Source organism: Kangiella marina, assembly GCF_039541235.1.
GTDB classification, from domain to species: Bacteria; Pseudomonadota; Gammaproteobacteria; order Enterobacterales; family Kangiellaceae; genus Kangiella; species Kangiella marina.
Genome location: NZ_BAABFV010000001.1, coordinates 1,416,256 through 1,438,402 on the forward strand (window position 1 = coordinate 1,416,256; position 22,147 = coordinate 1,438,402).

Below are 22,147 nucleotides of genomic sequence, written 5' to 3' on the forward strand. Positions count from 1 at the left end.
TAACGTAGAGAATTTAGAGGACATTTCATGAGTAAACGTGGTTTGGGTAAAGGTTTGGACGCATTACTGGGGAACAGTACCAGTAAAACGGCTAGGGACGCTAAAAAATCAGACGCAAACCAAGACTCAGAAACGATTTTGAGCCAAGACGGCGTTCTTAAAGAAATGCCAATCGAGTTTTTACAGCCCGGTCAATATCAGCCGCGTCGGGTGATGACTGAGGAGGGCCTGGAAGAATTAGCCGACTCAATTCGAGCTCAAGGCATGATCCAGCCGATTGTGATCCGCCCGATTTCTAAAGACAAATATGAGATCATTGCTGGTGAACGTCGTTGGCGTGCAGCGCAAAGAGCAGAGTTGCACCAAATCCCGGTTTTAATAAAAGAAGTTCCGGATGAAGCGGCCATTGCTATGGCCCTGATTGAGAATATTCAACGTGAAGATCTCAATGCAATGGAAGAAGCCAATGCTCTGCACCGCTTAAAAGAAGAATTCAACCTGTCACACCAACAAACGGCCGACGCTGTAGGTAAGAGCCGTACGACCGTAACTAACTTATTGAGATTAATGCAGTTAACGGATGCTTGTAAGACGCATCTGGAGCGTGGGGACATGGAAATGGGTCATGCACGAGCGTTATTAGCGCTTGATGGCGCGAAGCAGTCGGAAACCGCAAAGATCGTGGTGCAGAAAGGATTAACGGTTCGAGAAACGGAAAAGCTGATTCGAAATATTAATGAACCGAAGAAAAAAACCAAAAAAGAAGAAAAAGATCACCATATTGTCGCACTGGAACAACAGCTGGCTGATAAAATCGGTGCCACCGTGGCGATTAATCACGGCTCAAAAGGTAAAGGCAATCTTGTCATTAACTACCACAGCTTGGATGAGCTGGATGGGATATTACAACATTTAGGTATTCAATCAGACTAGAACACAATTTATAGGGATTACAATAACTAATTAGTCACATGAGGTAAAAAAAACACTTTTGTGGCAGTCCTTTGGTTGATAAAAGGCGGGTAAATCTTTATACTTGCCGCCCGAATTGTGGTGAAACTGGTAATGTTGGCATGAGTCAATCACTAGCGCGAAAAGGCCGAATGCAAGCCTACAAGATGGTGCTCGTGCAATTGGCAATCAGTTTTGTCTTGTTTCTGATAGGTCTTTTGATATCAGGAACCGTCAGCCTATCACTAGGGGTTGGCAGTCTCATTGTGGTGCTGGTTAATTTTATCTTTGCCACAATCGTATTTCGCAAGTCAGGTGCTCAGGCAGCTCTCGAAATTAAAAAAGCCTTTAATTTTGGAGAGAGCTTGAAACTAATGCTTGCAGCAGTGCTCATGGCATTTGCATTTATTGTATTACCGGTGCAGGGGGCTCCATTATTGATAGGTTATTCAATAATCGTGCTATCTCAATGGTTTGCACCGTTAATTATTAAGTGACTTATTTTTAAGTGATTAAAGGGGACCTTTCCTTTATAACCGATTAAAGAAAAGGTTTTACTTGATTAAAGAGTATAGGGTTTAAGAAGCAATGGCATCTTCAGAGAATCAAACCAGCGTTGAGTATATCAAGCACCACTTACAAAACTGGCAAGTGTGTAAAACCGACCAAGGTTGGGTATGGAATAACTGCCAAGAGGCTGGTTTTTGGACATTTAATGTCGATAGTCTTATTTTCTCTTTCCTTTTAGGCGCGCTATTTTGCTTTAGTTTCTGGAAAGTGGCTAAAAACGCGAAAATTGAAAACCCTGGCAGATGGCAATCATTTGTCGAAATGATCTTCGAATTTGTTGATAAGTCCGTTAAGGACACCTTCCATGGCAGAAATCCATTAATTGCACCATTAGCATTAACGATTTTCGTCTGGATCTTCCTGATGAACTTAATGGATTTAATTCCTGTCGACCTACTTCCATGGGTTGCAGATAAGATAAATGTGTACGCCTTTGGTGCCGAGCCTGGTCATACCTACTTAAAGGTTGTGCCAAGTACTGATGCCAATATTACCTTTGGTTTATCGTTGGGCGTATTCTTACTCATTATCTTCTACAGCATTAAAGTGAAAGGTGTTGGCGGTTTCGTTGGTGAATTAACGTTACACCCTTTCTCAAGCAAGAATAAATTTGTACAGGTGATTTTGATTCCGGTTAACTTATTGATGGAATCCATTGGTCTTCTGGCAAAACCTGTATCGTTAGCGCTGCGTTTGTTCGGTAACTTATACGCAGGTGAGTTGATATTTATTTTGATTGCGGTCTTGATGAGTGCTGGTATCGGCGGCATCGTTGGCGGTGGTATCGCTTACATGATATGGGCTATTTTCCACATCCTAGTAATCGTACTACAGGCTTTCATCTTCATGATGTTGACGATTGTCTACTTGAGCATGGCTCACGAAGATCATTAATCACAGTTGTAAGTTTTAGATTGAGTTTTTAGTTTTAATATTTAGTTTTTAACATTTAACCATTTCTCGATTGGAGGAAAACAATGGAAACTTTGTTCGCGTTCACAGCATTAGGTGTGTTATTAATTTTGGGTCTAGGTGCTTTGGGTACTGCGATTGGCTTCGGTCTTCTAGGTGGTAAATTCCTTGAAGCTTCAGCTCGTCAACCTGAACTAGCTCCAATGCTACAAACTAAAATGTTCCTAGTAGCTGGTCTTCTGGATGCGGTAACCATGATCGGTATCGGTATCGGCATGTGGTTCACATTCGCAAGCCCATACGTTGGTCAATTGCAATCTCTTTTAGGTTAATACGATTGCACGCTGGTATTAATACCAAATTAATGACTAACTATTAGAGAGGGGGAATAGACGTGAATATTAACGCTACCCTATTAATCAATATGGTTTTCTTTGCTGGCTTCGTGTGGTTCTGCATGAAGTTTGTATGGCCTCCAATCATGGCAGCCATCAAAGAGCGCCAAGATAAAATTGCCGAAGGTCTTGCGGCTTCTGAAAGAAGTCAAAAAGATCTAGAGCTTGCTCAAGAAAAAGCAGCTGAGATGTTGCGTGAGGCGAAAGGCCAATCTGCTGAATTAGTAGATTCTGCTAAAAAACGCCACACCGAAATCGTTGATTCTGCTAAAGATGATGCACGTGCTGAAGCTGATAAAATCAAAGCTGGCGCACAAGCTGAAATCGAGCAAGAAGTTAACCGTGCTCGTGAGCAACTTCGCACAAAAGTGGCAACACTTGCGGTTGCTGGCGCAGAGAAAGTTATCGAGCGCAATATTGACGAAGCGGCGAACAACGATATGTTCGATAAGCTAGTCAAAGATCTATAAGGGTTAACTATGGCAGAGCTATCTACTATTGCAAGACCATACGCAAAAGCAGCATTCGAATATGCTCTTGGTTCTCAGACTGTGTCTGAGTGGGCAAGCATGTTAGATTTTGTCGCTCAAGCCGTTAGCAATGATGAAGTGGCGTCACTGATTACAAACCCTGCCCTTTCGACAGAACAGAAAGGTGAGGTTGTTCTTAAAATCGGTGAAGGCCATTTGGTCGATAAAGTTCAGAACTTTATTAAACTGCTTGCAAGAAATAATCGCTTAGAAGCATTGCCAGCAATTCGCCAACGTTTCGACGTGTTAAAAGCGAATTATGACAAAACGGTTGATGTCGAAGTAACTTCGGCAGCGGCCTTAAGCGATGAACAATTGCAACGACTAACTGACAAGTTGACGACAAAACTTGGTCGTAAGGTTAACATTGAAACACAAGTGGATTCTTCAATGATTGGTGGACTGGTTATCAGAGCCGGTGACATGGTTATTGACGGATCAATACGCGGTAAGCTCAACAAGCTTTCCGAAACGCTAAGAGCTTAGTGAGGAAGAAGCATGAGTGTGCAACTGAATCCATCTGAAATTAGCGAGCTAATTAAAAAGCGCATCGACTCTTTTGAAGTTGTGAGCGAAGCTCGTAATGAAGGTACTATCGTCAGCGTATCTGACGGTATTTTACGAATTCATGGTCTAGAAGAAGTCATGGCTGGTGAGATGATTGAACTCCCTGGCGGTAAATATGGTATGGCTTTGAACCTAGAGCGTGACTCAGTCGGTGCGGTAGTTCTTGGTGACTACTCTGACATCGTTGAGGGCATGACAGCGAAATGTACTGGTCGTATTCTTGAAGTACCAGTCGGTCGTGGTCTTCTAGGTCGCGTAGTAGACGCGCTAGGTAACCCTCTGGACGGCAAAGGTCCAATCGAGAATGACGGTTTCTCTCCAATCGAAAAAATTGCACCGGGTGTAATTGAACGTCAATCGGTAGACCAGCCTGTTCAAACTGGTATGAAATCTATTGATGCGATGATTCCTGTTGGTCGTGGTCAGCGTGAGTTGATTATTGGTGACCGTCAGACTGGTAAAACAGCCATCGCTATTGATGCCATCATCAACCAAAAAGGCACAGGCGTGACTTGTGTATACGTAGCGGTTGGTCAGAAAGCATCGACAGTAAACAACATCGTACGTAAGCTTGAAGAGCACGGTGCAATGGACCACACTATCGTGGTAGCTGCGACAGCAGCAGATGCGGCTGCACTGCAGTTCATCGCTCCATTCTCTGGTTGTTCTATGGGTGAGTTCTTCCGTGACCGCGGTGAAGACAGCTTAATCGTATATGATGATTTGACGAAACAAGCATGGGCTTACCGTCAAATTTCATTGCTATTACGTCGTCCTCCAGGTCGTGAAGCATACCCTGGTGACGTTTTCTACTTACACTCGCGTCTTCTTGAGCGTGCTGCACGAATCAATGCAGATCATGTTGAAAAGATCACTAACGGTGAAGTAAAAGGTCAAACGGGTTCTTTGACAGCATTGCCTATCATTGAAACTCAAGCTGGTGACGTATCAGCGTTCGTACCAACTAACGTAATCTCGATTACAGACGGTCAGATCTTCTTAGAAACTGACTTATTCAACGCAGGTATTCGTCCGGCGGTGAATGCAGGTCTATCGGTATCGCGTGTAGGTGGTGCAGCACAGACTAAGATCATTAAGAAGCTTGGTGGTGGTGTTCGTCTAGCATTGGCTCAGTATCGTGAATTAGCAGCATTTGCTCAGTTCGCGTCTGACCTTGATGACGCAACACGTGCACAGCTAGAGCATGGTCAACGTGTTACTGAATTAATGAAGCAGAAACAATATGCTCCATTATCAGTAGCTGAAATGGCTATCTCATTGTACGCAGCAGAAGAAGGCCACTTGAAAGATGTTGAAATCAACAAAATCGGTGACTTTGAATCTGCATTGCTAGACTACTTCAAGAACCAACACGGCGACTTGTTGAATGAAATCAATGAAAAATGTGATTACAACGACGACGTGAAAGCTAAACTTGAAGAAGCTTTAACTAAGTTTAAGTCTACGCAAACTTGGTAAGACTAAGTTTTGAAGGGTGCTTTATGCGCCCTTCCCTACTTACCAAACACTAATTTTAGACTGGAAATAGAGTATGTCAGGCGCTAAAGAAATTCGTACCAAAATTGGGTCGATTAAAAATACGCAAAAAATTACTTCTGCGATGGAAATGGTTGCGGCAAGTAAAATGCGTAAAGCGCAAGATCGTATGGCATCATCACGTCCTTACGCTGAAAAAATTCGCACTGTGATCAAACACATTGCGCAAGGTACTCCTGAGTACCGTCATGCTTATATTACTGAGCGTGATGTTAAGCGTGTAGGTTATATCGTGGTATCAACAGATCGCGGTTTATGTGGTGGCTTGAACATTAACTTGTTCAAGAAAGCACTAAACAGCATGAAAGAATGGTCTGAACAAGACATTGAAGTTGATATGTGTCTTATCGGCAGCAAAGCTACAGGATTCTTTAGAAGAGTCGGTGGTTCAGTTGTTGCTAAAAGTTCAAATCTTGGTGATACACCAGAGATTGAAGACTTGATTGGCGCAGTTAAAGTGATGTTAAAAGCCTACGATGAAGGTCGCATCGATCGTTTATTTATCGTAACTAACGAATTTGTGAATTCAATGACGCAAGAGCCTAAGGTTGAGCAGTTATTGCCTCTACCGGTTGGTCAAGACGATGAATTGCGTCACCATTGGGATTATTTGTACGAGCCAGAAGCGAAGCCGCTTTTGGACAAACTAATGGTTCGTTTCATTGAATCACAAGTTTATCAGGCCGTTGTAGAAAACATCGCCTGTGAACAAGCTGCACGAATGGTAGCGATGAAAGCTGCTTCGGATAACGCAGGTGATCTTATTGATGACCTTGAGCTTGTTTACAACAAAGCACGTCAGGCAGCGATTACTCAAGAGTTGGCTGAGATTAGTGCTGGTGCAGCTGCGGTTTAATACATTACTTTCGCGTAAAGTAGAGAAGATAAGTTTTTAAAGCTTAAGATTGAGGAAATCAATATGAGCACAGGTAACATTGTAGAAATTATCGGCGCGGTTATCGACGTTGAGTTCCCGCGTGATAGTGTTCCTAAGGTTTATGATGCACTTACAGTAACTGACACTGGCTTGACGCTAGAAGTTCAGCAACAGTTAGGTGACGGTGTTGTTCGTTGTATCGCGATGGGAGCATCAGATGGTTTACGTCGTGGACTAGAAACAACTAATACTGGCGCGCCAATTCAGGTTCCTGTGGGTACTGAAACCCTAGGCCGTATCATGGACGTGCTTGGTAACCCAATCGACGAAAAAGGTCCTATCGGTGAGAAAGAGCGTATGTCTATTCACCGAAAGGCGCCTACTCTTGAAGAGTTAGCACCTGCTAATGAACTTCTAGAGACTGGTATTAAGGTTATTGACTTGGTATGCCCGTTCGCAAAGGGTGGTAAAGTTGGTCTGTTTGGTGGTGCCGGTGTTGGTAAAACTGTAAACATGATGGAGCTTATCCGTAACATTGCGATTGAGCACTCAGGTTTCTCAGTATTCGCTGGTGTTGGTGAGCGTACTCGTGAGGGTAACGACTTCTACCACGAAATGACTGATTCAAACGTAATCGATAAAGTATCGCTAGTATACGGTCAGATGAACGAACCACCGGGTAACCGTCTACGTGTTGCTTTGACTGGTTTGACGATGGCGGAAAAATTCCGTGACGAAGGCCGTGACGTACTATTGTTCGTTGATAACATCTACCGTTATACCCTAGCAGGTACTGAGGTATCAGCACTTCTAGGTCGTATGCCATCAGCGGTAGGTTACCAGCCTACACTAGCTGAAGAGATGGGTGTTCTTCAGGAGCGTATTACTTCAACGAAGACGGGTTCGATTACGTCGATTCAGGCGGTATACGTACCTGCGGATGACTTAACGGATCCATCGCCAGCAACGACGTTCGCACACTTAGATGCAACAGTTGTATTGTCTCGTCAAATCGCTGAGCTAGGTATTTACCCTGCGGTTGACCCACTAGACTCTACTTCACGTCAGCTTGATCCGTTAGTTATCGGTAATGAGCACTATGACGTAGCTCGTGGCGTTCAAGGTGTATTGCAGCGTTATAAAGAGTTGAAAGATATTATTGCGATTCTTGGTATGGACGAGCTTTCTGAAGAAGATAAGCAGACGGTATCACGTGCTCGTAAGATTCAACGTTTCTTATCGCAGCCATTCTTCGTAGCAGAAGTATTTACTGGTGCTCCTGGTAAATATGTATCGTTGAAAGACACGATTTCTGGCTTCAAAGGCATTTTGAACGGTGAATACGATCACTTGCCTGAGCAAGCGTTCTACATGGTTGGCTCAATCGAAGAAGCGGTTGAAAAGGCTAAAAACATTTAATCAGCCCTTACTTAGTATTAAGAAGGGGGGGACCTAATGGCAATGACTGTACATTTGGATATCGTTAGCGCAGAAGACTCAATCTTTTCTGGAAAGGTTGAGCGTCTTATTGCGACAGGTGATTTGGGTGAGCTAGGTGTTGAACCTGGCCACGCTCCCCTACTAACGTCATTAAACCCAGGCCCAGTCAAAGTGACTTTGCCAGGTGGCGAGGTTGAGTTGTTTTTCGTCTCAGGCGGAATGCTGGAAGTTCAACCACACATGGTAACAGTATTGGCTGATACGGCTGTTCGAGCGGAAGACGTTGATGAAGCAAAAGCTTTAGAAGCTGAAAAAGACGCTCGTGAAGCCTTGGCTGATCAAAGTTCTGAGATTGAGTACTCTAAAGCTGCTGCTGAGTTAGCTGAAGCTGTTGCTCAATTACGCACGCTACGTGCGATTAAAAAGAAAAGCGGAAAATAATTCTTTTTAAAAGAGCGAAATAAAAAAGGTGGCTTTGGCCACCTTTTTTTATGTTCGAATGTTGTCTTTTATGGGTTACATGTCTTCTGGAGTCATACATGGTTCAACCATAAACTCTGGAGTCGCCATCTGACTTGTAAGACTGTATAGCATCATACTCGAAGCGCCTAAGTGAGGATCACCGATAGTGCCACCAGTACCGCCGCCGCCAAAACTGATATTATCCCAGTCATTTTGCGAAGCATTAATATTGCCGACAAAAACTGATGATTGCAGAGTACCATTGTTGTTGACGTCTAAATTTGCGCTGGCTGTTCCTGATAACCAAGAACCGTTACGGCGTACTTGATAGTCAGCCAAATCGGATTCAGTAGTGCCTCCATATCCAGACATAGCGCTAAACTCACTGATGTTACCGCTGATGGCGTTAACTTTTAAGCGAGAATAGTCAACAACACCGGTTGCGCCATCAACACGTAGCCCCGGCATTTGGTAGTCATAACTCATGATGCTGAGGTAATTTAGTTTACGGTTGGTATTTTCATTACCACCATGACGTAGACCTAGATTGTGACCAAACTCGTGCATCAACGTGCCAGCTTGTTGCTGCATTGTGCCACCAGGAGTCGGCCATCCACCTAAACTCACAACAAAGTCATGGGCTGGGATACCGCGAGAAATACCACTGGAAGTACCGCCACTATGGCGATCAGCAAATAAAGCATAGTGGAACAATTTACTGCGTCTTGACGGGAAGTATTGATTTTTAATGACATCAAAATCAGTCCAAACCGGGCTTAAGTTACTATCAACATCGGCGGCAGCGATTTGAGAATCCAAATCAATGGCTAATGTAATGCCTGTTGAGCCATCAGGATTGGTCACTGGGGCGTCGGCAAATGCTTGAATAACTTGATCTAACGCTGCTTGATCAGGTTTAAAGGCTTGATAATAGTCAGCTTCAACCAACACCGTTTTACGCAGCGGATCGGCGCCATAGTAGCGGATATCAACCCCGTTGTAGCCGAAGATTTCAGCGGCATCACTCAAACGATCGTCATCTGTGTCGCTATCATAAGGATTGGTGCCGTAGCGCGTTTCGGCCGCGTTACAGATAGAGTCGCCATCGCTATCAAGGCTGCCTAGTGGGCAAAGATAAATAACTGGTGCGTCACTGACGTAATAGGTTTTACCACTATAAGTAATTTTTTGGTAATCCGGCTTATGATAGAAGGTGCGTGATTGATAACCCGGTTTAGAGACTCTGAAGGTGACGGCCTCTTGACCGCTTGATGGTGTGATAAATTTAGTATTGGCGCTGCCATTGCGGTCACCATAGGCATCAAACACATACATACCCGAAGTATCGGTGCCTTCTGGAAAGCCGCAACCATTACCTGAGCAGTTTCCATTAATGACAGAAACCTTAGCTTGGTAAACGGCGGAACCGGTGTTAGCGTCTTGGACTGTACCGTAAATACAGCCATTAAGAATAGCTGCCGAAGCAGTCAGTAATAACAGTTTTTTCATTTCAATCTCCTTTGAAATATTCCTGTGAAAGGCTTCATCTATGAAGCATGACCAGCTTAATAAAGACTTGAAGAATGAAAAAGTGGTTAAAACTGAAAAAAAAGTGAGAGATCACTGAAAAATGTATTCTATAAAAGCCAAAATTGATGATAAGTGTTAAAATAAGCGCTTAATTTCAACGAATTAGAATAAATATGGCACTAAGCGTCGTGATATTGGCAGCGGGCAAAGGGACTCGCATGCGCTCAAACTTGCCAAAAGTATTACACCCTATAGCTGGTCGCTCGATGGTAGAGCACGTCATCAATACTGCAAACTCATTACAACCCAAGCAAATCATCGTTGTAGCGGGCCATGGCATCCATCAAGTTGAAAAGAAACTCGAAAACACTAATATAACCATCGTAGAACAAGCCGAGCAATTAGGAACCGGCCACGCGGTTGATCAAGCTTTGCCTATAATCAGTGATGATGATCAGGTTTTAGTACTTTATGGTGATGTTCCATTGATTCAATCCAGTACGCTCAAAGATCTGATTCAAGCACAACCATCTGCTGGCATCGGATTGTTAACAGTAAAACTGGATAATCCGTCGGGCTATGGCAGAATCATTCGCAATTCACAGAATGAGGTTACCGAAATCGTTGAGCAAAAAGATGCGAATGATGAACAGTTGAAAGTGACAGAAGTTAATACCGGAATACTGTGCGCGAATGCTGCGGCGTTAAAGCAATGGTTGAGTAACATTGATAATAACAATGCCCAAGGTGAGTATTATCTGACGGATTGCATTGCTATGGCTGCAGACAAGACTCAAAACGATGATGCAGGGGTTATCGCATGCCACCCTACTTCGGAGATGGAAGTCGAAGGGGTTAACAGCCGCGTGCAGTTGGCACAGCTGGAGCGTCGCTACCAAGAAGCGCGTGCACAAGAGTTATTAGAGCAAGGTGTTACCCTACTGGATCCAGCGCGATTGGATGTTCGAGGCGAACTAAACTGCGCAAACGATGTCTTGATAGATGTCAATGTGATTATCGAAGGCAAAGTCACCATTGAGTCGGGTGCGACAATTGGTGCAAACGTCATATTGAAAGACTGTGTGATTGGTCGAGACAGTCAAATAAAACCGAACACCATGATAGAAAGTGCCGAAATTGGGGCAGCTTGCCAAGTAGGCCCGTTCGCGAGGATTCGTCCAGGAACGAGACTGGAAGATGAAGCGTTCATAGGTAACTTTGTTGAGACCAAGAAGGCAACGCTGGGTAAAGGCAGCAAAGCAAGTCACTTGACCTATTTAGGCGATGCTGAGATTGGTCAAGGGGTCAATGTGGGCGCGGGAGTGATTACCTGTAACTATGATGGTGCTAATAAGTTTGTTACACGAATTGAAGATGGTGCCTTTATTGGATCAGACTGCCAATTAGTTGCACCGGTGACTATTGGACAAAATGCGACAGTGGGCGCGGGCACGACGGTAACTAAAGATGTTCCAGCTAATGAATTATCGATCAGTCGGGTGCCACAAAAAAACATTGAAGGCTGGCAAAGGCCGGTTAAACAGCAAAAAAGTAATAGCGAAGGATAAAGAATAATGTGCGGAATTGTTGGTGCAATCGCGCAACGAGATGTCAGCGACATCTTGGTTGAAGGTTTGAAACGTTTGGAATACCGTGGATATGACTCTGCGGGAGTGGCTATTTATCATGATGGTCACATTGAAAGAATTCGACGGGCTGGAAAAGTATCTGAACTTAAAGAAGCTCTGACTAAAAGCCCAATAAGCGGTGGCTTAGGCATTGCTCACACTCGTTGGGCAACTCATGGTGAGCCAACAGAGCGAAATGCTCACCCACACATGTCCGAAGATAATATTGCGTTGGTGCATAACGGCATCATTGAAAACCATGACGAGTTACGCGATGAACTGAAAAATAGAGGGTATCGCTTTGAGTCCGATACCGATACTGAAGTCATTGCGCACTGCTTACATGAGGCACTACAAAACACCGATAGCCTGTTGAAGGCGCTATTAGCAACGACAAAGAAGCTGAAAGGTGCTTATGGCACGGTAGCCATCGACGCTAATCAGCCAGATAAAATGGTAGTTGCCCGTTCCGGCAGCCCATTAGTGATTGGCAAAGGTATTGGCGAATACTTTGTCGCTTCAGATCAGTTGGCTTTATTGCCGGTCACACGCGAGTTTTTATATCTGGAAGAAGGTGAAGTGGCTGAGGTGCGCCGAGATGGATTTACCTTATTAAACAGTGATGGTAAAGAAATTCATCGAGAATTTGAAACCTCAGATATTCAGCATGATGCTGTCGATAAAGGAAACTACCGTCACTTTATGTTGAAAGAAATATTTGAGCAGCCGTCAGTGGTCGCAGAAACCTTAGAAGGCCGTATTGTCGATCATCAGGTTTACGTTGAGACTCTTGGCGAAAATGCGACAAAGATCTTTGAGCAAGTGGATGCGCTACAAATTATTGCTTGTGGCACCAGCTACCATGCGGCATTGGTTGCGAAATACTGGGTTGAGCAATATCTTAAGATTCCATGCTTAGTTGAAATCGCCAGCGAGTACCGTTATCGCGACACCGCAGTGATTCCAAACAGCTTATTTATAACGATTTCACAATCAGGTGAAACTGCCGATACCTTGGCGGCTCTAAACAAAGCCAAAGATGAAGGTTATTTAGCAAGTTTGACGGTATGCAACTCCCCTGCTTCTTCCATGGTGCGTGAGTCTGACTTTACCTTATTAACGCGAGCCGGTGCTGAAATTGGCGTTGCCTCGACCAAGGCATTTACGGCACAGCTTGTTTCTTTGCTTCTTCTTATGGTGTCGATTGGTAAAGCCAAGGGTATGGAAAAAGCCGTCGAACAAGAAATCGTAGACGCATTGGAGCATTTGCCGCATGAAATCCAGAAAGCACTGGATCAGGCTGAAGCTATCGATAAGCTATCAGAGGCATTTGCAGAGAAACAACATACGTTATTTTTAGGACGCGGTCAGCAGTACCCAATAGCGATGGAGGCGGCGTTAAAGTTAAAAGAAATTTCGTATATTCATGCGGAAGCCTATGCGGCGGGTGAATTAAAGCATGGACCTTTAGCGTTAATTGATAAAGAAATGCCAACGGTTGTTGTTGCCCCAAATGATAATTTACTGGAAAAATTGAAGTCTAATGTTGAGGAAGTGCGCTCACGAGGCGGTAACCTCTTTGTTTTTGCAGACAAGTCAGCTAATATTCAGGATTCAAATGGTATAACAGTGTTCCCTGTGGATAGCCAATATCGAATTACGGCCCCCATGGTTTACACCATTCCAATGCAACTTTTGTCGTATTACGTGGCGGTGATCAAAGGAACTGATGTCGATCAGCCGAGAAATTTAGCAAAATCAGTGACAGTTGAATGATTTAGGAGTCATGAATGAAATTAAAAGTATTATTAGGTAGTGTTTTAGCGTTGATTGCCATGAGCCAGGTGGCTTGTGCTGAAAATAACACGAGTAAGTCCGCTATCGTTAAAGAAGGCGAAGACTACACAGTTATCAGTGGCAAAGAAGCGAGCGCTAAGCCACACGTATATGAGTTTTTCTCATATACATGCCCACACTGCTACAACTTAGAGCCGGTGTTAAACAAGTGGAAGGAGTCTAAGCCAGAAGCTGTGAAATTCGAGCAAGTTCCAGTTTTCATGAGCCAGGTGCCACACTTAACTTATGGTTACTACGCGGCAGAGGTTTTGGGCGTTAAAGACAAGGTACACCCAGCAATTTTCCATCAATGGCATGCCGAAAAAAATATCGTCAAATCAAAAGAAGATTTAATTCCAATCTTTGAAGAAGCCGGTATTTCTAAAGAAGACTTTGAAAAAGCTTACACCTCATTTGGTGTTGAGAGTAAAGTCCAATACGCAAAAAAGCTAGCGCGTGATTTCCGTGTAAGTCGTTTCCCTATGGTTATTGTGAACAAAAAATACACGGTACAAAGCTATAAAAACATCAATGAAATGCTAGGTAGCTTTGCCATAGAAAACACAAAGTAATCCCTACTTATACAAAGTGTTAATTCAAAAATGCCAGTGTTCACTGGCATTTTTTATGGTTATACTTAATATGAACGATACAATAAAAAAAACGTCAACCGTAAGCTAAGTTCACAACTCACACAGTTCAACTATGACCGATCCAAGCAAACAGAAAGAGTCTCAAGTGAAAGGAAAAGCGATTCAATCACAACCCTTTAAGGTTAAGGTGATTCGAGCATTAATCCGCTTTTTTGCCGCGATGCCAGCCTTTGTTGGGAGTGGCTTTTCAAGGCTTTTTGCAACCTGTTCAAGGGTATTTAAGTCCCGTGGTTATCAAACAACGCTGACCAACTTAGAGCTGTGTCTGGCTGATAAAACCGTCAAGCAACGTCAGGAGATTGCTGCTGATAGTTTACGTCATACGGGTAAATTATTTTTTGAAGCGGCTAAGATTTGGAAGAAATGTGAAGGCGAGCAGTTTCTAGACAAGATATATGGTGAGGCCTTGGTCAAGGATACTGTAGCACAAGGTCAAGGGGTGCTTTTTACCGGCTCTCATATCGGAAATTGGGAGGTCGCTTTATATTACCTTGGCAGCCGATACCCCTTTCACTGTATGTACCGCCCGCCTCGGCAACAAGAGATGGATGAAGTCATCAATATGGGGCGCTGTCAGAATGATACGACGATGGTCAAAGGGGATAGCCGTGGTGTTATGCACATGATTAAGATGTTAAAAAACGGTGAGGTTGCAGCGGTGTTAAGCGATCAAGAGCCGGGGCGTCGAGCGGGAGTCTTTGTTCCCTTTTGTGGTAAGCAAGCGTTGACCATGACTATTGTGCAAAAAATTCAACAAAAAAGTGATGCCAAACTGTTTCAAGTAGCAGCTATTAAAAATGACGCTAATCGTTATGACATACATTTAATGCCAATTGATATTAACCCGGATCAAAGCGTAGAAAGTTATGCGAAACAGGTTAATGGAGAGTTGGAAGGAATGATTCGTCAATATCCTGAGCAGTATCAGTGGTCCTATAAACGCTTTAAAACGACCGAGTGTGGCGGATCCAACCCGTATCAGAAGTAAGTTAGCGTCGCCAAAAATAAGGGGTAAATAACACTAGAAGGGTAAATATTTCAAGACGACCTAACAGCATGGCGAAGCTTAAAATGTATTTCGTGAAATCATTGAGACTGCTGTAATTGACTGAAACCTCACCGAGACCTGGACCCAGATTATTTAAGCAAGCCGCGACAGCAGAAAAAGCGGTAATCTGATCGATGCCGTTGGCCATGAGCAAGATCATAAGAATTAAAAAGAGCATGACATAGGTGGCGAAAAAGCCCCATACCGCTTGTACCACACGATCGCTGACAGAGGTTTTGCCTAGCTTGATCAAAAAGACCCCTGTTGGATGAACCAATCGTTTAATTTCTCGAAACCCTTGCTTGAAGAGTAATACGATTCGAATAATTTTTATGCCGCCACCAGTAGAGGCCGCACAAGCTCCGGCAAAGCTCGTTAAAATCAACAAGACAGGCAAGAAGCTTGGCCAAGCGCTGAAATCAGAGCTGGCAAAACCCGTGGTTGTAGCAATTGAGATGGTATGAAAAATACTCTTCACCAGGCCTTCGGAAAAGCCAAACTGGTTATAGCTTAACAGGACCGCAAGACAGATTAGGGTTACGCAAACCAGCATCGCCAAATAGCTTTTAAACTCGGGATCTTTAAAGTACGGCGTCAGACTAAGACTTCTAACCGCCATGAAGTGCAGTGAAAAATTAACCCCCGACAACAACATGAATAGTGACGCCACTAATTCAATATTAGAGCTTTCAAAATAGCCTATGCTGGCATCATGAGGCGAGAATCCACCAATGGCGACGGTCGAAAAACTGTGAGCTAAGGCATCGAACGGCGTCATGCCCGCTAGCCAATAGGCAACGGCACAGGCAATGGTCAGGCCGAGATAGATATACCACAAGGCCTTGGCCGTACCAGCGATTCGTGGTGTGAGTTTGTTGTCCTTCATTGGGCCGGGCGTTTCAGCGCGGTAAAGCTGCATCCCACCAATACCCAGCATAGGCAGGATAGCGACCGCAAGAACGATGATACCCATGCCGCCAAGCCATTGCAGTTGTTGTCGATAATAAAGAATGGAGTGAGGTAGACTGTCGAGGCCGCTGATCACCGTTGCACCAGTCGTTGTCAGCCCTGAAAATGCCTCAAAAACGGAATCGGCTAGCGACATTTCAATCCTGTCCATCAGTAAAAATGGAACAGAGCCCATTAAACTTAAAACCGTCCAAAACAGCACAACCACTAAAAAGCCGTCGCGGACTTTTAAATCACTTTTGGCGTGGCGTTTAGGAAAGAATATCAGGAAGCCAAAAATAAGGGTCATGAAAAAGGTCAATACAAAAGCACTACCGCCGCCATCCTGATAGATCAGTGCTACCACGCTCGGCGGAATCATGGTCAAACTGAAGACCATGATTAATAACCCTAAAATGCGTGTAATGGTAGCGAATTGCATTAAACGTCCTAAATAAGGCTAAAAATAGGTGACATTGACTTGGAAAAGACGTTCAACATCTTGAATATAGTCTTTGTCCACCATGAACAGAACCACATGATCGTTTTCACGGATAATAAGATTATCGTGCGCGATCAAAACCTGATCATCGCGCACGATGGCCCCAATCGAGGTTCCAGGCGGTAACGCCAGCTCGCTAATCGAGCGTCCGATAACAGAAGAGGTCTGTTCATTACCTTTAGCAATGGCTTCAATGGCTTCTGCCGCACCACGACGAAGCGAATAAACGCTAGAAACGTGTCCGCGTCGAATATGAGTCAGCAAGCTGCCAATGGTCACCTGCTGTGGCGAAATAGCGATATCAATTTCATGTCCTTGAATAAGATCGACATAAGCGGTGCGGTTAATCAGAACCATAGTTTTGCGCACGCCCAAACGTTTGGCGAGTAGCGCCGACATGATGTTTGCTTCGTCATCATTCGTCACTGCGATAAACAGATCAAACTCGCTGATATTTTCATCGGTCAATAAATCTTCGTCAGAGACATCGCCTTGCAGAACCAAGGTATCTTCAAGATTGTTAGCGAGTTCTTCCGCTCGCTCGGGATCGCGCTCAATGATTTTGACCAACATCTTCTTTTCAAGACGCTTGGCCAAACCCTGACCGATATTGCCGCCACCCGCGATAATCACGCGTTGATAGCTTTTTTCGAGACGCTGCAGCTCACTCATGACTGAGCGAATATGCTTTTTGGCGGCAAGGAAGAAGACCTCATCGTCGGCTTCAATCACCGTGTGTCCTGTCGGCACGATAGGCTTTCCACGTCGAAAAATAGCCGCAACACGGGTTTCGACATTGGGTAAGTGTTGCTTTAACTCGGACAGCGCATTACCAACGAGAGGGCCGCCATAATAGGCCTTAACAGCAACTAAGCGCAGTAAGCCATTGGCGAAATCTAACACCTGAAAAGCCCCAGGATTATCGACCAAGCGTTCAATATACTCGGTAACCAATTTTTCAGGACTAATGACCACATCCACTGGAATGTGGTTATGGGTAAACAAGTCGTGCTTATGGTGGTAATTAGCCGAGCGGATTCGAGCGATTTTAGTGGGTGTTTGGTAAAGGCTGTGAGCTATTTGGCAAGCGATCATATTGACCTCATCGCTACTGGTAACCGCGACCAGCATATCGCTGTCATCAATGCCTGCGTTGGCTAACACATCAGGATAGGCGGCATGACCAACTATCGTGCGCAGATCGAGGTGATCTTGGATGTAGCGCAACCGCTTGGGATCCGAGTCAATTAAGGTAATGTCGTTATTTTCGCCCTCTAAACTGAGCGCGAGGCTAGTACCCACCTGACCGGCGCCGAGAATAATAATTTTCATAACGACAAATAATAAGCCTTCTTATTAGTATCTGATGCTTATGCTAACGCTAACTGCATGGGATCGGAAGGGTTTTTTGATGAATATGGGTATTAATATCAGGGATTTAGCAATCTGCGGTAAAGGCTTGCGAGGCTACTGACTGCGCTGCTGGACTGCTATTTAACTCGATTTCTGCAATAGGGCGTAATAGAAACCGTCCATGCTTCCTGTTCCCGGAATAATTTGGCAGCCCAGTTGAGCGTGGCTTATGGCGACTAACGCTTCGGGCAAGTCGACTAAATTGGCGCTATGAGTGCGATCTAGAAAAGCTGTTATTTGTTGCTCATTTTCTTCGAAAAGAATGGAACAGGTGGCGTAAAGTAGCTTTCCTCCAGGTTTTAAAGCAGTCCAAGCAGCATCCAAGATCTCGTTTTGGATCTGTTGCAGCTCTGCAATATCGCTATCCCGACGCAGAAGTTTAATATCTGGATGACGACGTATAACGCCAGTTGCACTGCAGGGCACGTCCAATAAAATCGCGTCATAGTGATCGGTTTGGTTGTGTAAAAAACGGGTAACGTCACTATCGTGAATGGTGGCTGATAACTCCAACCGCTCGAGGTTTTCTTGGATCCGGAAACAGCGAATAGGATCTATATCAACCGCATCCAATTGGATGCGGTTGTCGGTAAACTCAAGTAGGTGGGCGCTTTTACCGCCAGGGGCTGCGCAAGCGTCTAAAACTTTTTGATCTGGTTTGGGCGCGAGTAACTGGGCCGCTAATTGTGCCGCGACGTCTTGTACGGAACACATGCCCTGCTCGAACCCTGGGAGCGATAGGACTGGAACGGCTTGGTCTAACACAACGGCGCTGCTCACCAATGGGTGTTCGGAGTACCCTAGACCGACTTCATCCAACGACCGGCAAAAATCAGCACGGCTAGTTTTCATCCGGTTGATGCGTAACGACATTGGTGCTTGCTGATTGGATTGTTCGAGAATCTGTTCAACCTGACCTTTATAATGTGGCTTAATACGTTTGATGAGCCACTCTGGAAAGCTAAATTTGGTGTCCCAATGGTGATCCAGCTGTTGAGCTAATGCCTCTTTTTGGCGTAAATAGCTGCGAAGAACGCCATTTAAGAGCTTCGTCGCCCACTCTTTTTTGAGCTGGCGACAGCCATCAACCGTTTCGCTGATAGCGGCATGATCGGGCACTCGGCTATATTCCAGTTGGTAAAGCCCCACGATTAATAAGCAGAGCAAATCCCGATCTTTGGGTTTAAAGGGCTTTCTTAACAGTAAATGGCTAAGCGCATCTAAACGCTCAAAATAACGGCACGATCCCAAGACGATGGCTTTATATAGCGAGGTATCGCTGGGGTTTTCAAATTCGATATTGGCCAATACATCGCTTGAGGATTGGCCCTCAAAGGCGATCGTATGTAACGATTGAGCCGCCTGAGAGCGAATTTTCTGTGCGTTGAATAGAGCCAATGAGATAGCCTTACAGTATTTAAGATAAAGTAAATTGCACGCCTTTGGCTAGCAATTCTTGATTTTTAGGAGCATTTAGAAGATCTTTGACAGGCATGCGACGAGAGCCAGGAAGTTGCAACTCGGTAAGCATCAATTGTCCTTGGCCACACTGGACCAAGATGCCTTCTTGGCTAGCGTCGAGAATGGTTCCGGCGGCTTGCTGCGCTTGAGGAGCGCTGTGTTCACTGGCCACTGCGGCCTGCCAAATGCGGATAACCTCTCCGTCTAATTCAGTTTGTGCCACCGGCCAACTGTTAAATGCACGAATAGTGCGTTCAATGTTGGCGGCGTCTCGCGTCCAGTCAATCATAGCTTCTTGTTTACTGAGCTTGTGCGCATAGGTGGCTAAGCTGTCATCTTGCGTTTCGGCCGACATGCCCTTCTTCGCGATCTGGTTGAGGGTGTCGGCTAATACTTGGGCACCTTGAAGGGCTAACTTATCATGCAAACTAGCGCCTGTATCGGTATGGGTAATCGGTGTGATCGCTTTGCTGATCATGGGGCCAGTATCTAAGCCAGCCTCCATTTGCATGATGGTGATCCCTGTTTCTTTGTCTCCGGCTTGGATGGCGCGTTGAATCGGGGCAGCACCTCTCCAGCGAGGGAGTAAAGAGCCGTGTACATTAATACAGCCAAGCCTTGGCGTGTCTAAAACGATTTGAGGGAGCAACAAGCCATAGGCGGTTACAACCATGATGTCAGCTTTGTAATCCGCCAACACCTGCTGGGCTTCGTCGGATGTAAAGTTTAACGGTTGCTCGACGGGAATATTATGCTCCAGCGCCAGTGTTTTAACAGGACTCATGGTGATCTTTTTTCCGCGACCGGACTGGCGATCAGGCTGTGTATAGACCGCAATGACTTGATGATCGGAGTCGATGAGTGCTTGTAAGCTGGCTGCCGCAAAGTCAGGCGTTCCGGCGAAAATAACGTTAAGAGATTGACTCATAGTAAGTGTGTGCTTACTTGTTTTGTCGGTGCTGTTTTTCCAGCGCCTTTCGGATGCGGTTACGCTTTAATGGCGATAAGTAATCGACAAAAAGCTTACCTTCAATGTGATCGTATTCGTGCTGGATACACACGGCTAAAAGGCCCCCGGTATCCATTTCGAATATGTCGCCGTGACGATCTTGTGCTTTGATAACAATTTCATTGGCACGTTTAACTTTGGCATAAACGCCAGGGAAAGACAGGCAGCCCTCCTCCATTTCTTCAACGCCACGCTTTTCTACGAACTCTGGATTAGCGAAAACCAGAGGTTCGCTTTTGTCCTCTGAAACGTCTATCACGAAAAGGCGTTTGTGGAAGTTGACTTGCGCGCCTGCAAGGCCGATGCCAGGTGCTTCATACATGGTTTCAAACATGTCATCGACCTGTTGTTGGAAATCGTCACCAAAATCCGTGACGTCTTCTGCTTTTGTGCGAAGTCTTGTATCTGGGAATTCTAAAATGTCTAGTTTAGCCATGAAACCTAATTCGTTACCAATTGTAGTTGAACATGATTAATATGGGGGCGATCATAATCAATTCGACCCAGAATGACCATTTTTTAGACCAAAAATGTCCACAAAATGCTCGAAAATATTGATTAGACTGTGATTAAGTTGTAGTAATCTGCTAAGAAATGTTGATAAGATGATGATCCTTATAGAGTTTAAGCTCTAGGTTTGGGGTTTGGCTGTTTCCTTTTGGCCTATTTTCAAAGCACGCTGATCGCGGTATATTCAGTGCTATGGGTTAAGAGGATCCGACTATCAGTAAATTACAAAGGATAGCCATGAAAAAATTAGTTTTAGCAGCAGCTGCAACGGCAGCGCTATTTTTGGGGAGTATCGCAGCACAGGCTGCAGAGCTTCGCGCAGATCATCCTGATACATACGTGGTCGAAAAAGGTGATACCCTTTGGGATATCTCTGGCCGCTTTTTAACAAAGCCGTGGAACTGGCCTGAAATTTGGCACGTTAACCCGCAAGTTGAAAATCCGCATTTGATTTATCCTGGTGATATTTTAAAGCTGGTGTATATCGATGGTAAGCCATACTTGGTTAAAGCCAGTGATGGAACAATTAAGTTGCGTCCGAAAGCGCGTGTGTTGTCAGAAGGTGATGCGATTACGACAATCCCAATGGATATCATTCGTCCTTTCTTAATTGATGAGCTAGTGGTTGATCCTTCGGTCTTCGAAACGGCACCTTATGTGGTTGCGCTCGGTGATGAGCGACTTATTACGGGCGGCTTAGATGATCGAATCTATCTTCGTGGTTTGGATGCTAATGCTGGAAGCACGTACGGTGTTTACCGTAGAGGCAAAGAATACCGTGATCCGGTGACGGATGAGTTACTGGGTGTAGAAGCGCGTTATGTTGCCAGTGGTAAAATTGCCAAAGAAGGTGATCCTGCTACTCTGGATGTTAAAAAGTCAAAGCTGGAAGTGTTAAAAGGTGATGTTTCTTTACCGCGAAATGATGATCCTTTACCGCCAGTTTATGCTCCTCGTGCTCCTGAAAGTGACATTGTTGCACAGCTGATTTCGGTCTATGACGGTGTCTCGATTATTGGGCAGTACAACGTCGTGACTTTAAACAAAGGTGCGCGAGATGGACTTGAGGAAGGACATGTTTTAACGGTCTATCAACGTGGTAAGAAGGTCTTGGACGAAGTCGCTGAAAAGCGTGGGGCTGATGATCCTTATGTGACTCTGCCAGAAGAGCGCGCCGGCACTATTATGGTGTTCCGTACCTATGACAAAGTGAGTTTGGCGTTGGTGATGGATGCTGTACGTCCTATTCATTTACTTGATGTGGCGCGTAACCCTTACTAAGTGAACTTATTGGTTCGACGAGTTATACTAAAACTGGCCTTGTTAAACGCAAGGCCAGTTTTTTATG

At 44.8% G+C, this 22,147-nt stretch carries 21 protein-coding genes; 15 read left to right on the forward strand and 6 right to left on the reverse strand.

Annotated elements, in window-relative coordinates; all coding sequences use genetic code 11:
* The first annotated feature begins 27 nt into the window (after positions 1-27).
* The 10 genes from ABD943_RS06355 to ABD943_RS06400 all read left to right on the forward strand — a co-directional run bounded on the left by ABD943_RS06355 (position 28) and on the right by ABD943_RS06400 (position 8,240).
* On the forward strand, positions 28-933 hold the full coding sequence (locus ABD943_RS06355; protein ID WP_345292343.1) for a ParB/RepB/Spo0J family partition protein: 906 nt from the start codon (positions 28-30) through the stop codon (positions 931-933).
* 140 nt (positions 934-1,073) lie between these two features.
* Positions 1,074-1,448: an ATP synthase subunit I gene (locus ABD943_RS06360; protein WP_345292344.1), complete on the forward strand. Its 375-nt coding sequence runs from the start codon at positions 1,074-1,076 to the stop codon at positions 1,446-1,448.
* Positions 1,449-1,539: 91 nt separating this feature from the next.
* Entirely contained in the window at positions 1,540-2,415 is an 876-nt protein-coding gene (gene atpB, locus ABD943_RS06365) for a F0F1 ATP synthase subunit A (protein ID WP_345292345.1), read from the forward strand.
* 83 nt (positions 2,416-2,498) lie between these two features.
* Positions 2,499-2,765, forward strand: coding sequence for a F0F1 ATP synthase subunit C (gene atpE, locus ABD943_RS06370; protein WP_345292346.1), 267 nt, complete (start codon positions 2,499-2,501; stop codon positions 2,763-2,765).
* A gap of 62 nt (positions 2,766-2,827) precedes the next feature.
* A complete protein-coding gene (locus ABD943_RS06375; protein ID WP_345292347.1) occupies positions 2,828-3,298 on the forward strand; it encodes a F0F1 ATP synthase subunit B in 471 nt (156 codons plus the stop codon).
* A 9-nt stretch (positions 3,299-3,307) separates the two neighbouring features.
* Entirely contained in the window at positions 3,308-3,844 is a 537-nt protein-coding gene (locus ABD943_RS06380) for a F0F1 ATP synthase subunit delta (protein WP_345292348.1), read from the forward strand.
* Positions 3,845-3,856: 12 nt separating this feature from the next.
* Positions 3,857-5,404, forward strand: coding sequence for a F0F1 ATP synthase subunit alpha (gene atpA / locus ABD943_RS06385; protein WP_345292349.1), 1,548 nt, complete (start codon positions 3,857-3,859; stop codon positions 5,402-5,404).
* Positions 5,405-5,477: 73 nt separating this feature from the next.
* On the forward strand, positions 5,478-6,338 hold the full coding sequence (gene atpG, locus ABD943_RS06390; protein ID WP_345292350.1) for a F0F1 ATP synthase subunit gamma: 861 nt from the start codon (positions 5,478-5,480) through the stop codon (positions 6,336-6,338).
* A 63-nt stretch (positions 6,339-6,401) separates the two neighbouring features.
* A complete protein-coding gene (atpD, locus tag ABD943_RS06395; protein WP_223576897.1) occupies positions 6,402-7,778 on the forward strand; it encodes a F0F1 ATP synthase subunit beta in 1,377 nt (458 codons plus the stop codon).
* A gap of 36 nt (positions 7,779-7,814) precedes the next feature.
* Entirely contained in the window at positions 7,815-8,240 is a 426-nt protein-coding gene (locus ABD943_RS06400; protein WP_345292351.1) for a F0F1 ATP synthase subunit epsilon, read from the forward strand.
* A 75-nt stretch (positions 8,241-8,315) separates the two neighbouring features.
* Here the strand turns inward: ABD943_RS06400 and ABD943_RS06405 are convergent, their stop codons facing one another.
* Positions 8,316-9,770 carry a zinc metalloprotease gene (locus tag ABD943_RS06405; protein WP_345292352.1) on the reverse strand — a complete coding sequence of 485 codons (1,455 nt, stop codon included), beginning with the start codon at positions 9,768-9,770 and terminating at the stop codon, positions 8,316-8,318.
* 194 nt (positions 9,771-9,964) lie between these two features.
* On the opposite strand from ABD943_RS06405, the gene glmU reads away from it, so the two are divergent.
* The 4 genes from glmU to ABD943_RS06425 all read left to right on the forward strand — a co-directional run bounded on the left by glmU (position 9,965) and on the right by ABD943_RS06425 (position 14,896).
* Positions 9,965-11,359, forward strand: coding sequence for a bifunctional UDP-N-acetylglucosamine diphosphorylase/glucosamine-1-phosphate N-acetyltransferase GlmU (glmU, locus tag ABD943_RS06410; RefSeq protein WP_345292353.1), 1,395 nt, complete (start codon positions 9,965-9,967; stop codon positions 11,357-11,359).
* Positions 11,360-11,365: 6 nt separating this feature from the next.
* The gene (gene glmS / locus ABD943_RS06415) at positions 11,366-13,195 is read left to right on the forward strand and encodes a glutamine--fructose-6-phosphate transaminase (isomerizing) (protein WP_345292354.1); all 1,830 of its coding nucleotides are present in this window, start codon (positions 11,366-11,368) and stop codon (positions 13,193-13,195) included.
* 14 nt (positions 13,196-13,209) lie between these two features.
* Positions 13,210-13,827 carry a thiol:disulfide interchange protein DsbA/DsbL gene (locus ABD943_RS06420; protein WP_345292355.1) on the forward strand — a complete coding sequence of 206 codons (618 nt, stop codon included), beginning with the start codon at positions 13,210-13,212 and terminating at the stop codon, positions 13,825-13,827.
* 133 nt (positions 13,828-13,960) lie between these two features.
* Positions 13,961-14,896: a lysophospholipid acyltransferase family protein gene (locus tag ABD943_RS06425; protein WP_345292356.1), complete on the forward strand. Its 936-nt coding sequence runs from the start codon at positions 13,961-13,963 to the stop codon at positions 14,894-14,896.
* A 1-nt stretch (position 14,897) separates the two neighbouring features.
* Here the strand turns inward: ABD943_RS06425 and ABD943_RS06430 are convergent, their stop codons facing one another.
* From ABD943_RS06430 to def, 5 genes are all read right to left on the reverse strand, one after another.
* Positions 14,898-16,346: a TrkH family potassium uptake protein gene (locus tag ABD943_RS06430; RefSeq protein WP_345292357.1), complete on the reverse strand. Its 1,449-nt coding sequence runs from the start codon at positions 16,344-16,346 to the stop codon at positions 14,898-14,900.
* Between the two features lie 18 nt (positions 16,347-16,364).
* Positions 16,365-17,738 carry a Trk system potassium transporter TrkA gene (gene trkA, locus ABD943_RS06435; protein ID WP_345292358.1) on the reverse strand — a complete coding sequence of 458 codons (1,374 nt, stop codon included), beginning with the start codon at positions 17,736-17,738 and terminating at the stop codon, positions 16,365-16,367.
* Positions 17,739-17,900: 162 nt separating this feature from the next.
* Positions 17,901-19,217 (reverse strand): 16S rRNA (cytosine(967)-C(5))-methyltransferase RsmB, encoded by a 1,317-nt coding sequence (rsmB, locus tag ABD943_RS06440; RefSeq protein ID WP_345292359.1) that lies wholly within the window; start codon positions 19,215-19,217, stop codon positions 17,901-17,903.
* Positions 19,218-19,236: 19 nt separating this feature from the next.
* The gene (fmt, locus tag ABD943_RS06445) at positions 19,237-20,208 is read right to left on the reverse strand and encodes a methionyl-tRNA formyltransferase (protein WP_345292360.1); all 972 of its coding nucleotides are present in this window, start codon (positions 20,206-20,208) and stop codon (positions 19,237-19,239) included.
* Positions 20,209-20,221: 13 nt separating this feature from the next.
* Positions 20,222-20,725: a peptide deformylase gene (gene def / locus ABD943_RS06450; RefSeq protein ID WP_345292361.1), complete on the reverse strand. Its 504-nt coding sequence runs from the start codon at positions 20,723-20,725 to the stop codon at positions 20,222-20,224.
* A 311-nt stretch (positions 20,726-21,036) separates the two neighbouring features.
* Between def and ABD943_RS06455 the strand changes: the two genes are divergently transcribed.
* Positions 21,037-22,080 carry a LysM peptidoglycan-binding domain-containing protein gene (locus ABD943_RS06455; RefSeq protein WP_345292362.1) on the forward strand — a complete coding sequence of 348 codons (1,044 nt, stop codon included), beginning with the start codon at positions 21,037-21,039 and terminating at the stop codon, positions 22,078-22,080.
* Positions 22,081-22,147 lie beyond the last annotated feature (67 nt).

Coding starts and splice junctions, on each gene's coding strand:
- ABD943_RS06355 (WP_345292343.1), top strand. CDS start 28: ATGAGTAAACGTGGTTTGGGTAAAGGTTTGGACGCATTACTGGGGAAC.
- ABD943_RS06360 (WP_345292344.1), top strand. CDS start 1,074: ATGAGTCAATCACTAGCGCGAAAAGGCCGAATGCAAGCCTACAAGATG.
- atpB (WP_345292345.1), top strand. CDS start 1,540: ATGGCATCTTCAGAGAATCAAACCAGCGTTGAGTATATCAAGCACCAC.
- atpE (WP_345292346.1), top strand. CDS start 2,499: ATGGAAACTTTGTTCGCGTTCACAGCATTAGGTGTGTTATTAATTTTG.
- ABD943_RS06380 (WP_345292348.1), top strand. CDS start 3,308: ATGGCAGAGCTATCTACTATTGCAAGACCATACGCAAAAGCAGCATTC.
- atpA (WP_345292349.1), top strand. CDS start 3,857: ATGAGTGTGCAACTGAATCCATCTGAAATTAGCGAGCTAATTAAAAAG.
- atpG (WP_345292350.1), top strand. CDS start 5,478: ATGTCAGGCGCTAAAGAAATTCGTACCAAAATTGGGTCGATTAAAAAT.
- atpD (WP_223576897.1), top strand. CDS start 6,402: ATGAGCACAGGTAACATTGTAGAAATTATCGGCGCGGTTATCGACGTT.
- ABD943_RS06400 (WP_345292351.1), top strand. CDS start 7,815: ATGGCAATGACTGTACATTTGGATATCGTTAGCGCAGAAGACTCAATC.
- ABD943_RS06405 (WP_345292352.1), bottom strand. CDS start 9,770: ATGAAAAAACTGTTATTACTGACTGCTTCGGCAGCTATTCTTAATGGC.
- glmU (WP_345292353.1), top strand. CDS start 9,965: ATGGCACTAAGCGTCGTGATATTGGCAGCGGGCAAAGGGACTCGCATG.
- glmS (WP_345292354.1), top strand. CDS start 11,366: ATGTGCGGAATTGTTGGTGCAATCGCGCAACGAGATGTCAGCGACATC.
- ABD943_RS06420 (WP_345292355.1), top strand. CDS start 13,210: ATGAAATTAAAAGTATTATTAGGTAGTGTTTTAGCGTTGATTGCCATG.
- ABD943_RS06425 (WP_345292356.1), top strand. CDS start 13,961: ATGACCGATCCAAGCAAACAGAAAGAGTCTCAAGTGAAAGGAAAAGCG.
- ABD943_RS06430 (WP_345292357.1), bottom strand. CDS start 16,346: ATGCAATTCGCTACCATTACACGCATTTTAGGGTTATTAATCATGGTC.
- trkA (WP_345292358.1), bottom strand. CDS start 17,738: ATGAAAATTATTATTCTCGGCGCCGGTCAGGTGGGTACTAGCCTCGCG.
- fmt (WP_345292360.1), bottom strand. CDS start 20,208: ATGAGTCAATCTCTTAACGTTATTTTCGCCGGAACGCCTGACTTTGCG.
- def (WP_345292361.1), bottom strand. CDS start 20,725: ATGGCTAAACTAGACATTTTAGAATTCCCAGATACAAGACTTCGCACA.
- ABD943_RS06455 (WP_345292362.1), top strand. CDS start 21,037: ATGAAAAAATTAGTTTTAGCAGCAGCTGCAACGGCAGCGCTATTTTTG.